Source organism: Ruegeria sp. (assembly GCF_965243365.1).
Lineage (GTDB): Bacteria > Pseudomonadota > Alphaproteobacteria > Rhodobacterales > Rhodobacteraceae > Ruegeria.
The window spans coordinates 2,983,294-2,998,605 of record NZ_CBDEUW010000002.1 but is presented as its reverse complement, the minus strand read 5'-3'; the positions used below and the strand labels follow the sequence as shown (position 1 = coordinate 2,998,605).

At 57.5% G+C, this 15,312-nt stretch carries 13 protein-coding genes; 5 read left to right on the top strand and 8 right to left on the bottom strand.

Annotated features, from left to right (window positions below; all coding sequences use genetic code 11):
- Positions 1–38 precede the first annotated feature (38 nt).
- Positions 39–428: a bleomycin resistance protein gene (locus tag ACP0GE_RS18565; RefSeq protein WP_424833386.1), complete on the bottom strand. Its 390-nt coding sequence runs from the start codon at positions 426–428 to the stop codon at positions 39–41.
- Positions 429–475: 47 nt separating this feature from the next.
- A complete protein-coding gene (locus tag ACP0GE_RS18560) occupies positions 476–1,321 on the bottom strand; it encodes a HalD/BesD family halogenase (RefSeq protein WP_424833385.1) in 846 nt (281 codons plus the stop codon).
- A 426-nt stretch (positions 1,322–1,747) separates the two neighbouring features.
- Here ACP0GE_RS18560 and ACP0GE_RS18555 point away from each other — a divergent pair, with 426 nt between their 5' ends.
- From ACP0GE_RS18555 to ACP0GE_RS18540, 4 genes are all read left to right on the top strand, one after another.
- The gene (locus tag ACP0GE_RS18555) at positions 1,748–3,499 is read left to right on the top strand and encodes an acetolactate synthase 3 large subunit (RefSeq protein ID WP_424833384.1); all 1,752 of its coding nucleotides are present in this window, start codon (positions 1,748–1,750) and stop codon (positions 3,497–3,499) included.
- 50 nt (positions 3,500–3,549) lie between these two features.
- The gene (locus tag ACP0GE_RS18550; RefSeq protein ID WP_424833383.1) at positions 3,550–4,818 is read left to right on the top strand and encodes a glycosyltransferase family 87 protein; all 1,269 of its coding nucleotides are present in this window, start codon (positions 3,550–3,552) and stop codon (positions 4,816–4,818) included.
- Positions 4,815–5,375: an acetolactate synthase small subunit gene (gene ilvN, locus ACP0GE_RS18545; RefSeq protein ID WP_424833382.1), complete on the top strand. Its 561-nt coding sequence runs from the start codon at positions 4,815–4,817 to the stop codon at positions 5,373–5,375. The genes ACP0GE_RS18550 and ilvN overlap by 4 nt, the downstream gene beginning before the upstream one ends.
- Before the next feature lie 293 nt (positions 5,376–5,668).
- Complete coding sequence (locus ACP0GE_RS18540) at positions 5,669–6,382, top strand: helix-turn-helix domain-containing protein (protein WP_424833381.1); 714 nt, start codon at positions 5,669–5,671, stop codon at positions 6,380–6,382.
- Between the two features lie 13 nt (positions 6,383–6,395).
- Here the strand turns inward: ACP0GE_RS18540 and ACP0GE_RS18535 are convergent, their stop codons facing one another.
- From ACP0GE_RS18535 to prfB, 4 genes are all read right to left on the bottom strand, one after another.
- A complete protein-coding gene (locus ACP0GE_RS18535; protein WP_424833380.1) occupies positions 6,396–7,175 on the bottom strand; it encodes a DUF2189 domain-containing protein in 780 nt (259 codons plus the stop codon).
- Between the two features lie 26 nt (positions 7,176–7,201).
- A complete protein-coding gene (locus tag ACP0GE_RS18530; protein ID WP_424833379.1) occupies positions 7,202–8,599 on the bottom strand; it encodes an amidase in 1,398 nt (465 codons plus the stop codon).
- Positions 8,600–8,724: 125 nt separating this feature from the next.
- On the bottom strand, positions 8,725–9,432 hold the full coding sequence (locus ACP0GE_RS18525) for a M50 family metallopeptidase (RefSeq protein WP_424833378.1): 708 nt from the start codon (positions 9,430–9,432) through the stop codon (positions 8,725–8,727).
- Positions 9,433–10,560, bottom strand: a complete 1,128-nt coding sequence (gene prfB / locus ACP0GE_RS18520) for a peptide chain release factor 2 (RefSeq protein WP_424833377.1) — start codon at positions 10,558–10,560, stop codon at positions 9,433–9,435. It abuts the gene before it with no gap.
- A gap of 77 nt (positions 10,561–10,637) precedes the next feature.
- Here prfB and ACP0GE_RS18515 point away from each other — a divergent pair, with 77 nt between their 5' ends.
- Positions 10,638–11,471 (top strand): aminoglycoside phosphotransferase family protein, encoded by an 834-nt coding sequence (locus ACP0GE_RS18515; protein ID WP_424833376.1) that lies wholly within the window; start codon positions 10,638–10,640, stop codon positions 11,469–11,471.
- On the opposite strand, the gene ACP0GE_RS18510 is transcribed toward ACP0GE_RS18515, so the two are convergent.
- Both ACP0GE_RS18510 and ACP0GE_RS18505 read right to left on the bottom strand, forming a co-directional pair.
- Positions 11,465–13,951, bottom strand: a complete 2,487-nt coding sequence (locus tag ACP0GE_RS18510; RefSeq protein WP_424833375.1) for a penicillin-binding protein 1A — start codon at positions 13,949–13,951, stop codon at positions 11,465–11,467. The genes ACP0GE_RS18515 and ACP0GE_RS18510 overlap by 7 nt on opposite strands.
- 95 nt (positions 13,952–14,046) lie before the next feature.
- On the bottom strand, positions 14,047–15,267 hold the full coding sequence (locus tag ACP0GE_RS18505) for an N-acetylmuramoyl-L-alanine amidase (protein ID WP_424833374.1): 1,221 nt from the start codon (positions 15,265–15,267) through the stop codon (positions 14,047–14,049).
- Between the last annotated feature and the right edge of the window lie 45 nt (positions 15,268–15,312).

Below are 15,312 nucleotides of genomic sequence, written 5' to 3'. Positions count from 1 at the left end.
AAGCTGTGACACCCAACCGAAGGGCGTACCGCAAAGCCCTAGCCGTTTTCGCGTGGCCGGATATCCTCACCAAAGAAGATCAACGTCCCGTCCTCATCAATCACGTGGAACTCTCGCTGCAGGTACGGCTGGTCGAAAGGGGCGCGTACCCGTCCCTGGGGTAAGTCCGCCAGACCCGGCGCAAGATTGGCATAAAGGTCATCAATCCCGTCGACATCGATGTAAAAGGATTGTTCATCTCCCAAAGGGCTTCCATCTTTGCGCGGCGGGCATTCCAGCAATCGAATGGCGACAGATCCCAATGAGAGGAAAGCGTAATTGTCCTGCCGAAATCCGCAGCTAAAGCCAAGCCGATTACAATAGAAGTCGATTTGCTTCTGTAGTGAAGAGCACAAAACAAACGGCGTGAGCTGCAGAATACGGGACATAAGCACCCTCCTGATCAAATCGGGGGCAGTCTACACGCTGGCCCGGCTCAATCCAGCAGTTGATCGGCGCGCAGGCCTTCCCTTTCATAGTGATGTGGCAAGACACGGCCATATAGCTGCCGTGTCCGCTCGACCCCACCACACATGCCCTCGGTTTCGACAAACGAAAAGATGCCGACATAACGTTTTTTGCCCCCTTCAACGGGGGCAACCCGATGCAGCGCGTACCGGCCTTTGAAAATCTGAAGATCACCGGGCTGCAAGTCCAGTTGCCGTACACCAATCATGCTGCCATCCAAAACCGCTGTGACAGCGTTGAAATTCTCATCCTCTGCGCTGCGCAGGTCGGGGACGTATTCGAACGCCCCACCCGCCTCACCATTTTGAATGGCAAGAGTTACGGTGTAGTTGTTTGTGTCAAAATGCCAGGGGAACCCCTGCCCTTCCTCTACCACGTTGATGATGACATCGGCCAACGGATCGTCATAGCGAAAGAACCGATCTTCCGGCTCATCCAGAGCTTCGCGGATAAATGGCATGAAACCGTCGAACTCGTAAATGCGCCGCAGCGGACCTGATTTGGGGAAGTTGTCCGCAGGAACAAAGGCGTTTGAACGGTCATAGAACCGCCGGACGGGATGCCCTATGCCCAGCTTTGGATCATCCTGAGTGAAATAAGCGTTCGTTCGGTTGTACGACCGATGCGCCTTGGGGGCCACGGCGTCGGCTTCTTCCAGCAAAAGCGCTAACCCGTCCTTGTGCGCAAAACCGGGCAAGACGGCACAGCCGTCCAGATCCAGCTCTCGGCGCAGATCCTTGATCAACTGCGCGTAAGCCCACGAATCCGGGCGATCAATCGGATAGCGCCCCAGATCGACCAGATCCTGCAACATGGCCTGCCCCCCCTGTTTCGTTCCAACAGGTGTAGCCTGCCCCAATCGCTCCGCCGTCTCTGGTCCGTTTCAGACATCGGCTTGACGCAATCTGACCTGCTGGATTTCCACGCATGACAGGGACTTACGCCCCATTTTGGCGGAAATTTTAGAGATGCGGCATTTTGCGCAATAAAATGTCGCAAAATTCGCCATTCAAGTTATGAAATTGAGTCAATTGCCTGTTGACGCCCCTTTCTGACGCCCATAATGTCCCCTCCAAGCTGAAAGGAGCCTCTGGCGATGAGAACGCTGGTCGTAATCGTAGGAACCACGCGCATGGGCCGGTAACGGTAAACCATAATCGAACCCATGCGCCTCCGAAAAAATCTCGGGGGCTTTTTTTATGCAAAACGCAAGACACATGTCGCGAACGGAGCAAAACAGATGACACGTGAGATGACCGGCGCAAAGATGGTTGTTCAGGCCCTTAAGGATCAGGGCGTGGACACAGTTTTCGGATACCCCGGCGGCGCCGTGCTACCCATCTATGACGAAATCTTTTTGCAAAACGACATACGCCATATTCTGGTGCGCCATGAACAGGGAGCGGTGCATGCCGCCGAAGGGTATGCGCGTTCGACCGGGAAACCGGGCGTTGCCCTGGTAACCTCTGGCCCGGGCGCCACCAACGCGGTGACTGGCCTGACAGACGCGTTGCTGGATTCGATCCCGATTGTGGTTTTGACCGGCCAGGTGCCGACCTTCATGATCGGCTCGGACGCGTTTCAAGAGGCCGACACCGTTGGCATCACCCGCCCCTGCACCAAGCATAACTGGCTGGTCAAGGATACGGACTCGCTGGCGGAAACACTGCACGAGGCCTTTCATGTTGCGACCTCGGGGCGCCCCGGTCCGGTGCTGATCGACATTCCCAAAGACGTCCAGTTCGCCTCGGGGGAATACACCACCCCCAAACCGTCCACATCGCATTACCAACCTGTTCTGAAAGGTGATCTGGAAGAAATAACTGAACTGGTTGCAGCCATGGAAACGGCGAAAAAGCCTGTCTTCTATACAGGTGGCGGCGTCATCAATTCCGGCCCTGCCGCCAGCCAGCTGCTGCGTGAGTTGGTGGATGCGACCGGCTTCCCGATCACCTCGACCCTGATGGGACTGGGCGCATATCCCGCATCCGGCGAGAACTGGCTGGGCATGTTGGGCATGCATGGTCTCTATGAGGCCAATCTGGCGATGCATGACTGTGATCTGATGATCAACATCGGCGCGCGGTTCGATGACCGGATCACCGGGCGGATCGACGCGTTCTCGCCAAATTCGAAGAAGGCACATATCGACATTGATCCCTCGTCGATCAACAAGGTGATCCGGGTCGACATCCCGATTGTCGGCGACGTGGCACATGTGCTGGAGGATGTGCTGAAGGTCTGGAAAGCACGCGGGCGCAAGACCAATGCGGCGGCCGTCAAGGAATGGCAGAGCCAGATCAGTGACTGGCGCAAGGTAAACTGCCTTGCTTACACCAACAGCGAAAAATCGATCAAACCGCAATATGCGCTGGAACGCTTGGAAGAGCTGACCAAGAAGCACGACCGCTACATCACGACCGAGGTCGGCCAGCATCAGATGTGGGCCGCGCAGTATCTCGGGTTCGAAGATCCCAACCGCTGGATGACGTCAGGCGGTCTGGGTACCATGGGCTACGGCTTCCCCGCCTCCATCGGTGTGCAGATGGCCCATCCGGATGCGCTGGTCATCAACGTCGCGGGCGAAGCGTCGTGGCTGATGAACATGCAGGAGATGGGGACTGCCGCGCAGTACCGCCTGCCGGTTAAGCAATTCATCCTGAACAACGAACGGCTGGGCATGGTGCGCCAATGGCAGGAATTGCTGCATGGCGAACGCTATTCGCATTCCTGGTCCGAAGCGCTGCCCGATTTCGTCAAGCTCGCCGAAGCGTTTGGGGCCAAGGGCATCATCTGTTCCGACCCAGCCGATCTGGATGACGCGATCATGGAGATGATCAACTATGACGGTCCCGTGATCTTCGACTGTCTGGTTGAAAAGCACGAAAACTGCTTCCCCATGATCCCGTCGGGCAAGGCGCATAACGAGATGCTGCTGGGTGAGGCTGAAACGCAGGGCGTTATTCAGGCCGGAGGCGCGGTTCTGGTCTGACAAAACTCGAAGAGTGTTGTCAGCCCCGGTAGCGCAGAAAGGATCGAGCAGTGTCCCCCAATTCACAGCCTGAACTGGAAGCAAAGACCGCAGCAGATGCACGTCTGCGCGTTTTCGACACCAAGCGTGGCTGGCAATTGGGCACGCTGGTGCCGGTTCTGGTGGTTGCTGTCTGCGCGGTCTGGGTGGCCCAGAACTGGCAGAACATTATTGAGGACGGAGCACGCGCAGCCGAAATTGACTTCACGGTGTTCTGGGCTGCGGCAAAGCTTGCCTACTCCGGTGATCCGCTTGCGGCATTTAACCCGGATACACTGGTCCTGGTTCATGGAATTTATGAAGGCAAATGGATGCCGTGGCTGTATCCGCCGGGATTTCTGATTGCCTTGATTCCACTGGGTGCCTTTTCGTTCCCGATCGCCTGGATCATTTTCATTTCGGTATCGCTTCTTGCGATGTTGGCCGCCATTCGACAATTCGCAGGCGGGGTTACACCCGTCTGGATCGGCTTTTCTGTTGCTCCGGCGATGCTGCCAGCATTGATAATTGGTCAGACCAGCGTGCTGTGGATTGCGTGTCTGCTAGCCGCGCTGGCATCATTGCGCAGTGGCAGGCCAATAATGGCGGGCGTGCTGATTGGGTTTCTGACGCTCAAGCCGCAACTGGGCATCCTAATACCCGTCGCGCTGCTTGCATGCTTTGCGTGGCGCACTATCGCAGCCGCAGCTGTGACAACCCTGATCCTGGCCGCTGTATCCACCCTGATCATGGGTGCGGAATATTGGGTTCAGATGAAGGAACTCGCCGAAGTTCACGTCGAAGTCATCAGAGAGGCAAGCATAGAAAATCACCTGATGGTGAGCCTTTTCTCCATCCTTCTGGGAATGGGCGTCTCAGAGGTCTGGGCGTTTTCTATGCAGTGGTGCGCAACCGGTCTGGCGGCCATAACTGTTGCGCTCGCCTGGTACAGCCCAAGGGTCGATTTTGATCTTCGTGCCGCCACCCTGCTGCTGGCCATCATGGTCTCAAGCCCCTATTTCTGGTACTATGAAAGCGCTGTTCTGGCACCGGCCGCTCTGTTCCTGCTCCGAGCAGGCGTTCTGAAAACAAGCGGCCTTGGGTCCGTTCTGGCTGCTTTGATGTGGCTGGGTGCAGTTCCGGCCACTTTGTTCATAATTCTGTCCGACATAAGGGTTGTATCAGTTCGTTTCACACTGGCACCCGTAGCGTTTGCCGCTTGCCTGGTCTGCCTTTTCGCGGTCATCCAACGACTGCGCAGCCCTGAATTGCCCGAATTCAAAAATGAGGTCCCCAAATGACACCGCTCAACATTAAACGAGGCTCCTCGCGCCATTCGGCCTATAACCTACGCCCGACCTTTTCGGACATACAGGAACAGCACACAATTGCCGTTCTGGTCGAAAACGAACCCGGCGTATTGGCCCGCGTGATTGGCCTGTTTTCAGGACGTGGGTACAATATCGAAAGCCTGACGGTGGCCGAGGTTGACCACACCGGCCACCTCAGCCGTATCACCATCGTCACCACCGGCACGCCGCAGGTGATCGAACAGATCAAGGCGCAACTGGGCCGGATTGTGTCCGTTCACGACGTGCATGACCTGACTGTCGAGGGCCCCTCGGTCGAACGGGAACTGGCCATCATCAAGGTCGTCGGTGAAGGTGACAAAAGGGTCGAAGCGCTGCGTCTGGCAGATATCTTCCGCGCCAATGTGGTTGACAGCACGCTGAACTCTTTCATCTTCGAGATCACCGGCGCGCCTGACAAGATTGATGCCTTTGCCGATCTGATGCGCCCGTTGGGTCTGGTCGAAATAGCCCGAACAGGCGTTGCCGCCCTACTGCGTGGTGAGTGAAATCTGAAACCCCCTCGGTAACTCAGCGTCCGAACGACACAGTTCCTAAAAAAGATGCACGGGGTTTTCGGCTTGGTAGCGCCGAAAACCCCGTTTTTAGATAAGAAACCCGCAAAAAGATCATGCAAAACAAATTAAAGCCTATTGCCTTTGCCGTTTTGCACGTTAGCCTCTGTGACGTAGCGTAAAGCAAAGCCGCACGCTGGGGTCTTTTTTGCGATTTGACTGTGGGATGGTCTTCGGACCAACATGGTCGTGTTTTCCTGAAAAGCATCAAATAATCTGGGGCAGACATGACCGACTCTCCTCGCGACCCTGCCGAGTTGCGCATAATGTTCGGAGAAAACCTCAAACAGCTCGCAGAGGCCTACCCGTCGATCTCGGAACTATGTCGCCAGCTTGGGATCAACCGAACGCAGTTCAACCGCTATCTTTCCGGAGAGAGCTTTCCCCGACCGGACATTCTGGATCGTATCTGCCGGTTTTTTCATGTTGATGCCCGCATTCTACTGGAGCCCCTGGACGAGATTGGCCGGTCAGAGATGCACCCGGCGGGTAACATACTCGATCGTTTTATAGCCAGCCAGGCGGAACCAGCGTTGGTCCCCGGCTTCTACCACGCGACGGAATCAATACCGGACGATCCGTCGGTCACAAGCCACCGATTGCTGCTTATCCGAAAGATTGGCCACTGCACCTTGCTGCGGGCTTTTGAGCCACGACGCCTTTTACCCCACTCACCCGCGAGAGATCGGGAAATTCAAGGGATTGTATCCAGTAGCGGAAACCGGATTTTCGCCCTGATGTCGCGGCGTGGCGCCCGGGATAGTCGGATGATGGTGTTATCGCCACAGGCACGTGGCAGCGAATTGCGGGGCCATGTGCTGAGCCTTACAGGAAACAAATCAGCCACCTCTACGCCTAATTCGGTGACTCTGAGGCACCTGGGCAATGAAGCGAGCGCGGCACTAAATTTAGCCCGATCCGCGCCGCTAAGCCCGATCTAGCCAAGACGGTTGGTCAGGTGTTCTGCACGTCGGTCTCGGCAATCTGGCGATACAGATGCCAACTGGCATGGCCCAGCAGCGGCAACACGATTAGCAATCCAAGAAACCATGGGATCATGGCGAGAAAGGTCGCCACTGCAATAAACACTGCCCATATCAGCATCACGCGCATATTGGCACTGACGTATGAATAACTGGCGATCATGGCGGTCACAAAATCCAACTCACGATCCAAAAGCATTGGGATCGACAAAACGGAAATCATATACAGAACCAGCGCGAATACCGCACCGACAGCGGTTCCCACTGCCAGCATGGTCAGCCCGTTGGCAGTCAAATAAACCTCAAGCGACGAGGATACATTTGTCATCGTCGACAGGCCCATGAACAACGCAAAGATCATGTGGCCCAGAAAAAACCAGAACAGGAACATGACCACGATAATCGCGCAGATCGACGGGAGCTGCCGGCGGCTCTGCTGCACGACAACCCCGAAGACCGCCCCGAAATCAAGGGGTTCCCCCTGCTCTAAACGATGTGAAACCTCGTAAAGGCCAACGGCGGCAAACGGTCCGATCAAAGGGAATCCGATGGCGGCCAGCACCAACCAGAACGAAGTTCCGGTCCGAATTGTCACCCAAGCCATCAGCAGGCCTGCCAGAACATAAAACCCGGCAAACAACAGGCCAAACAGCGGGGCCCGACGATAATCCTGCCATGCCCGGCGCAGCGCTTCTTTCAACATTCCGGTATCAACCGGTCTCAGTGCCGGTACGCCAAAGGCTTTTTCCATGCTCAGTCTCTCTCCCCGCAATCTTATCACATCGCCGGTCTTTTCTGCGGCCAGCTCGTCGCTGCATGATAGACAGCGCCAATGGACAACAAGCGTGCATCCGCCCCTTTTGGGCCAACAAGCTGCATTCCTGTTGGCAAGCCGCCCGAGCCAAAGCCTGCCGGCACCGAAAGGGCCGGCAAGCCCAGCAGGCTGACGGGGGTTACCACCTGCATCCAGCGGTGATAGGTATCCATCGCAGCGCCTGAAATCTCCGCTGGGTACGGCGTTTCAATCGCAAAAGGCCAAACCTGCACTGTCGGCAAAACCAGAACATCGAAACGCTGGAACACCTCAACCACGCACCGGAACCATTCTGTGCGAGCCACGCTGGCGTGGTGAACGTCCATCGCACTGAGCGCCATGCCCTTCTCTAACTCCCACTGGGCGGTATCCTTGAACGCGGCCTGCCGGTCGGTCAGCGGTTGCAGCCCTGCAGCCACACTCCACGCGCGCAGGGTGATCCAACTGTCCCAAATGCGCTCGGCATCAAACGGGGGCGGAACCTCTTCAACCTCGGCGCCCATCTCGGCAAACACGGCAAGCGCATTTTGGCACAGGTCGAGTATCCCCTCCTCCATCGGGAAAGCCCCACCCCAATCTGCCAGCCAGCCAATCCGTAACCCTTGTAGATCAGCCGTCTGAACCGGAGTGATCGGCGAACTTTCCACAGAGTTGGGCTGCCTTGGATCAGGATCCGAGATCACGTCCAGCAAGATCCCGATATCCTCGGGACTGCGCGCCATGGGCCCAAGCGTCGAAAGCTGGTGCAGGAAACCGTCCCCGGTCGGCTCGGACGGAACGCGCCCCCAGCTTGGCCGGAACCCGTAGACATTGTTCCAAGCGGCAGGGTTGCGCAGGCTGCCCATCATGTCCGACCCATCCGCCAAGGCAAGCATCCCTGTTGCCAAGGCAACTGCGGCACCGCCAGACGACCCGCCGCAGGTCAATGCAGGATCATACGGGTTACGGGTCGCCCCATACACCGGATTAAACGTATGCGAACCCAATCCAAATTCCGGCGTGTTGGTCTTGCCGATCAGAATGGCACCTGCCGCCCGCAACCGAGCCGCCAACAGATCATCAGTGGCCGGAACATGGTCACGAAACAGGGGGGAACCTTGGGTCGACGCAATCCCGGCCACATTGACCAGATCCTTAACCGCAATGGGCAATCCGTGCAGCGGCCCCAGGTTTTCCCCTTGATCAACAACACGCGCCTCGGCCAGCAGATCATCCGGGTCGCGCAATGCCACAATGGCATTGACCTGATCATTCACCGCCGCAATTCGCGCCAGCGTCGCGCGCATCACCTCTTCAGCCGAAAGGCTCCGATTTGATAAGTCATTCAACAGCTCTTTGGCGGAGGTTTGGCTCAGATCCATTTTGGGCTCAACTACAGGTGTACAAGGTATCGCAAATCAGCCTAGCTAACCTGTTGGGTCATTTAAACCTGCCGTTTCAATGTATCTTTATACCTGCTCCCAAAACTCCGTTCTGCAGGCTCTGCTCACCTTACCCTGATGTTAATCCGGACATTACTATCACGACCCAACATGTTCCTCAGGCAATAATAGATCATGACCAGGCTGAGGATCAGCCAGAGCCCACCCCACATCATGGTTGTGCCACCGAACTCTTCCGCCAGCATATAGGCATCCGAACGAATGCCAGATCGCCGGATCGTGTCATCGAAAATGTCATACGGCACATAGATCATGCTGGTCAGCCCAATGGCCCGCAGGATCAGGTCGCACAAATTGCGGCTAAGGTACCAGGCCGTGACCAACATCACCGCCCCAACGCCCGCACAGAATGCCATGGCAAAAGGATCGCGGATATAGAGCAACGTCACCAGCAACATGACGCCCCCGAAAGACCCAAGCACGGCGCGGTCCGCATTGGTGCGCAATGCGATGATAAGCAAACCCATGCCCAGTACCAGGGAACCAAGATATCCGGCAGTTAGGCTGATAAACCGATTGCCACCGCGCCCGATCACAAGCCCGCCTTGCTGCGGTGAAACCGAAAAGCTTTCGACAGAGCCGCCAGTCAAAACAATGGCCAGCGCGTGCGAAAGCTCATGCAGGAAGACCACAAGAATCTTCAGCGGAAGAACAAGGGACGTGTTCCAGAAGACAAACACCACAGCGACAATAGCGATCAACTGCCAATGGCCCTTGACCAGGTTTGACGCAGAGATCAGGTGCCGCCGCAATTAGCCTTCGCCTTGCGCCTCGGACCGGCTTTTGCCCGCTACATTCAACGCCAGCGTCGCCGCCATGAACTCATCCAGATCGCCATCCAGGACCCCCTTGGTGTCCGAGGTTTCGTGGTTGGTGCGCAAGTCCTTGACCATCTGGTAGGGCTGCAACACGTAAGACCGGATCTGGTTGCCCCAGCCCGCATCGCCCTTGGCTTCATGGGCCGCATTGATGTCGGCATTCCGGCGGTCCAGCTCTTGCTGATACAGGCGGGATTTCAGCGCCTTCATGGCAATGTCGCGGTTCTGGTGCTGCGATTTCTCGGAACTCGTCACCACGATCCCGGTTGGAATATGCGTGATCCGCACGGCCGAGTCGGTGGTGTTGACGTGCTGACCGCCCGCACCGGACGAGCGATAGGTATCGATACGGATATCGGACGGGTTCACCTCAATCTCGATATTGTCATCCACCACAGGATAGACCCAGACCGAGCTGAACGAGGTATGACGTTTGGCCGCCGAGTCGAACGGCGAAATACGTACCAACCGATGCACGCCGCTTTCGGATTTCAGCCAGCCATAGGCGTTGTGACCGGAAATCTTATAGGCGGCAGATTTGATCCCCGCCTCTTCGCCTGCGGTCTCGGATTGCAGCTCGACCGTGTAGCCTTTCTTCTCGGCCCAACGCACATACATCCGCGCCAGCATCGAGGCCCAATCGCAGCTTTCCGTGCCGCCCGCGCCCGAGTTGATCTCAAGAAACGTATCGTTGCCGTCTGCTTCCCCGTCCAGCAGCGCTTCAAGCTCTTTCTTGGCGGCCTTGGCCTGGAGCTTTTTGATGGCTTCTTCGGCGTCGGTGACAACCTCTTCGTCTTCTTCCATCGCACCCAGTTCGATCAGCTCGATATTGTCGCTGAGATCGGTTTTGATGGACTCGTAGGTCTCGATGGCATCCACCAACATCTGACGCTCGCGCATCAGCTTCTGCGCGTTTTCGGGATTGTCCCACAGGTTGGGATCCTCAACGCGCGCGTTGAATTCTTCCAGCCGATGCGGGGCGGTTTCATAATCCATGCGCTGCGCCAGCAGCTCCAGCGACTTTTCGATTTCCGCCACGGTATTCTGTGTTTCGGCGCGCATGGTCAGGTCCCAACTTGCTCAATCAGGCCTGCGTGATAGCAAGAGGTGCGAGGCACCACAAGACAGGCAAGACGTGAATGCAAAACCTGCCAGATGAAGTTCTGAACCTTTGGGGCCTGACACCCTTGTCCCAGGTGGCCGACACCGGGCACGCCCGCATCTGGAAGATGGTGACGCAGGATGGATCACACCGGGCTCTCAAGATTTACCGCCGCGTGGATCGTGGCAATGAGGCAGCCGGGACACGCCTGATGACGGCCTGGCAGGATCGCGGCGCTGTCAGAGTGTTCGCAGAGACGGAAAACGCAGTTTTGATGGGGTGGTTGGATGGCACTTCTCTTGGCGACATCGCGCGAAACGGCGCGCCAGATCGCGCGATACACCTATTGGCCGAAACCGCGCGGCGCCTGCATGCAGAACCCCATGTCGAAGTGAAGGGATTGAAGCCGCTCTACGAGGTCTTTGCTCCGCTGTTCTCGGCGGGGTTTTCTGAAAACTGCCCCGCGCCCTTGTTGCAAGATATGAAACGCGCGGCCGAGCTGGCGCAAACCTTGCTGGACAGTCAGGCCAGCCCGGTCGCGCTGCATGGCGACCTTCATCCCGACAATATCATCCTCACCGCGTCTGGTCCGATGACAATCGATGCAAAAGGCTATGTCGGTGACCCCGCGTTTGAGTTAGCAAATGCCATCCGACACCCGAAGGGCATGCCCGAACTGGTACGCCAGCCAGCGCAAATCAGGCGATGCTTGGCGTTGTATTCAAATGCCATGCGCGTCCCGCCCGCGCGTCCGACGCAATGGGCGGTTGCCAAATGCGCCCTGTCGATTTTTTGGCGCTCCAATGGGTTGATCGCCGACGATCACGAGGCGGACCTGCTGCACCACCTGCTGCGGGTCGCCGGTCAGTAAAGCCCGCCGCCCTGAAGATCGCCCTGGCTTGCGTTTGGTCCAACGGTGACAGTGTCACCGGTGGATGTCGTGACTTGGTGGTCCGAATTGCTGACTTCTTCGAACAGAGGCAGGTCAGATCCCATCGCAAAACCGCCGTCAAAGACCCGGTCGATAAACCCGTCGACCCCATCGCGGAAATATTCGGCCACGACATATTCGCCAGTGGCATCCACCGGCAGGCGCGCGCCGCTGAAGCGGTCAATCTTGATGAAATGCCCGCCGGGTGGGATATCGAACTGTCCACCACCGTATTTCTCGACCGCTTTTTCCATGAAGCTTTGGAAAACCGGTCCGCACAGGGTGCCGCCATAGGCCCCCCGACCCATCGGACGCGGACGGTCATAGCCGATATAGCAACCAGCCACGATGTTCGACGTAAAGCCGATGAACCAGGCATCCTTGGACTCGTTCGTGGTGCCCGTCTTTCCGGCTGTCGGCACCGGCAGGTTCACGTGCGCAGATGCTGTGCCGCGGTCCACAACACCCTTCATCATCGAGGTCAGTTGATAGGCGGTAATCGCGTCCATCACCTGGAAACGGTCTGTCACGATTTGCGGGGCCTGATCCGGTTCCAGCCAGCTTGAGTTACAATCCAGACACTGGCGGTTGTCGTGACGATAGATGGTCTTGCCGAACCGGTCCTGAATACGATCGACCAGCGTCGGCTCGACCCGCTCACCGCCGTTGGCAAACATCGCATAGGCGGCGACCATCTTGTACAGAGTGGTTTCCTCGGACCCCAGCGAGTTTGCCAGAAACGCGCCCATATGGTCATAAACGCCGAACCGTTCGGCATAACCGGCAACCACGGGCATGGTGACTTCCTGCGCCAGACGGATGGTCATCAAGTTCCGCGACTGTTCAATCCCGGTGCGCAAAGGCGTCGGACCGTAGAACTTATTTGACGAGTTCTTGGGACGCCACAGGCCCTGAGGCGTGTTCACCTCGATCGGCGCATCGACAACGATTGTTGCCGGGCTATAGCCGCTGTCCAGTGCGGCGGCATAAACGAAGGGTTTGAAACTGGACCCGGGTTGGCGCTGCGCCTGCGTGGCGCGGTTGAATACGGTGTCCTGATATGAGAACCCGCCCTGCATGGCCAGAACCCGGCCCGAGTTCACGTCCATAGCAACAAAACCGCCCTGCACCTCGGGGATCTGACGGGCCGACCATTGCCCTTCTGCGGCCATCACCAGAATAACGTCACCGCGCTTGAAGTTTTCCTGAAAGTTGCCCTGCATCCATTTTATGTCCGAACGCGGAACGGTTCCGTCCGCCGGGCCGTCTTCGATGCCCACTGTCAGAGATTGATCTGCCACGTTCAGTACCACCGCCGGATACCACTGCGTCGGCAGCACCACGTCACGCGGGATTTCCATGATGGCCAGCGACTCGCGCCATTGGGCTTCGTCGGCGAGCAGTTCCTCGGGGATAACCTCTCCCGTACCGCGCCATTTGCCACGCGAGCGGTCGTATTTCTGCAACGCCTCGCGCAAAGCGCGCGCTGCTTCGACCTGCATCTCTTCATCAACCGACGCACGCACGGTGAAACCGCCAGTGAAGAATTCACCCTCGCCAAAGTCCTCGCTCAATTGGCGGCGAATTTCGTCGGTAAAATAGTCGCGCGGCGGCAATGCGGTGCGGAAACTCTCAAAATCGCCATTCTGGACCGAGCGCAGCGGCATTTCGACTTCGACCTCGTATGTGGCCTGATCGATAAAGCCGTTTTGCTGCATCTCACGCAGCACGTAATTTCGACGCGCCATCAGGCGTTCTTTTTGCCGGACCGGATGGTAATCCGACGGTGCCTTGGGCATAGCGGCCAAAGTCGCGGCCTCATGCGGTGCAAGCTCCTGCAGTGTCTTGTTGAAATAGGTCTGCGCCGCCGCCGTCACGCCGTAAGAGTTCTGGCCCAGAAAAATCTCGTTCATGTAAAGTTCGAGAATCTGTTCCTTGTCCAGCGTATCCTCAAGTCTTGTGGCCAGAATAATTTCCTTGATCTTCCGCTCGGCCCGGCGGTCACCGGACAGCAGGAAGTTCTTCATCACCTGCTGCGTGATGGTCGAAGCCCCGCGCACATTTTCACCCTTGGATCGCACGGCTTCGACACCCGCCGCGATAATCCCGCGCGGGTCATAGCCCTGATGGGTGTAGAAATTCTTGTCTTCGGCAGAGATGAACGCCTGTTTCACCAGATCGGGGATTTCCTCGGACGGGGTGAACAGGCGGCGTTCCTGTGCGAATTCGTCGATCAGTTGACCTTCACCCGAATAGATCCGGCTGATCGTCGGCGGTTTGTACTGGGCCAGCGACTCGTGGCTGGGTAGATCGCGCCCGTACATCCAGAACACAGCGCCCACTGTCAGGGCGACCATGAAAATACCCAAGGTCACGAGGCTGAACAAAGCCCCGAAAATCGAAAGAATGAACCGGATCACGTTACTGCCTTCTCTTCGCGGTGCCGCCTATATAGGGGCGCGTCTCTGCCGGGTCAAAACACCTCGGCCTATTTTAGCCGTTTTGCGCCGCTGGGTCACTGACCAATCAGGGACCTGTGGATTACGTCGTTCCGCCGCCAGTGTTCAAGGCCCTCATGGATGCCCTGCGCCATCTTTGCCCGCCACTCTGGGTTGCGGATGTTCTTCAGGTCGCGAGGACTGGACAGAAATCCAAGCTCGACCAGAACCGAAGGGATGTCGGCTGCCTTCAGCACAGAAAACGAGGCGGTGCGCAGCGGGCGGCGGTTCATAGGACCACCCTGCTGCGCCATACCATTGGCCAGAGCCTGCGCCAAAGCATCGGTGCGCGGTTTGGTTTCCTGGCGCGCCATGTCCAGCAGCACATCCGCCACCTGATCATCCGCGCCGCTCAGGTCGATCCCGGCGATCAGGTCGCCCCGATCATGGCGTTCCGACAGTTTCAGGCTGGCCACATCCGAGGCCTCCTCGGACAGGGTATAAACCGCCGCCCCATGCGCCTGCCCCGCCGATAGAGAGTCTGCATGAAGCGAGATGAACACATCCGCCCCCGCCCGATGCGCCAGCGCAATGCGGCGTTCGAGCGAGACAAAATGATCGTCCACCCGGGTCATTACAACTTCGTATCCCCCGGCGCGCAGCAGCCGCTCGCGCAGTTCGCGTGCGAAGACCAGCATCAGGGTTTTCTCATTGCTGTCACCGACTTCGGCCCCGGGATCGATACCCCCATGTCCGGGATCAAGCATCACACGGAAAGGGCGATATCCTGCCTGACGCGGCACAACAGGTGTGACAGCCGGTGCGGGCAGGTCCCAACCCGGCTGACGCGGCGCACCCGCACTGGCGGCGAACGTGTCGAAATCCGTGCCTTTCAGGTTGAGTGTCAAAACGGCCTCTCCCGAGGTGGCATTGATACGCATATCGGCAGTATCAACGGCCAGCGGTGCACCCAATTCCAACACCAAACGCGACCAACCCGGCACATAAGCACCGTATTGAACACCCGTAATACGCTTGGTCTGCAGAAACGAGTCATGGCTTAGCCCGGTCCAGTCAACCTCTTGAAAATCAAGTACCATTCGATAGGGATCGCGCAGGGTGAACACCCGATACGGTACACCCTGACTGAGGCCCAACTCGACCCGCACGCCCGACCGGTCCACATCCGTGATACGACTTTGGTCCGGCAGGATACGCGCCAAAGCGCTGAAATCCTGCGCGATAGCGGCACCGGTCAATGCCCAGATCAGGGCAATTGCGAAGATAATCCTGCTCATAGCCTCAAGTTTTCCCGAGATCGTTTGCAATCCAACCTATCGCAA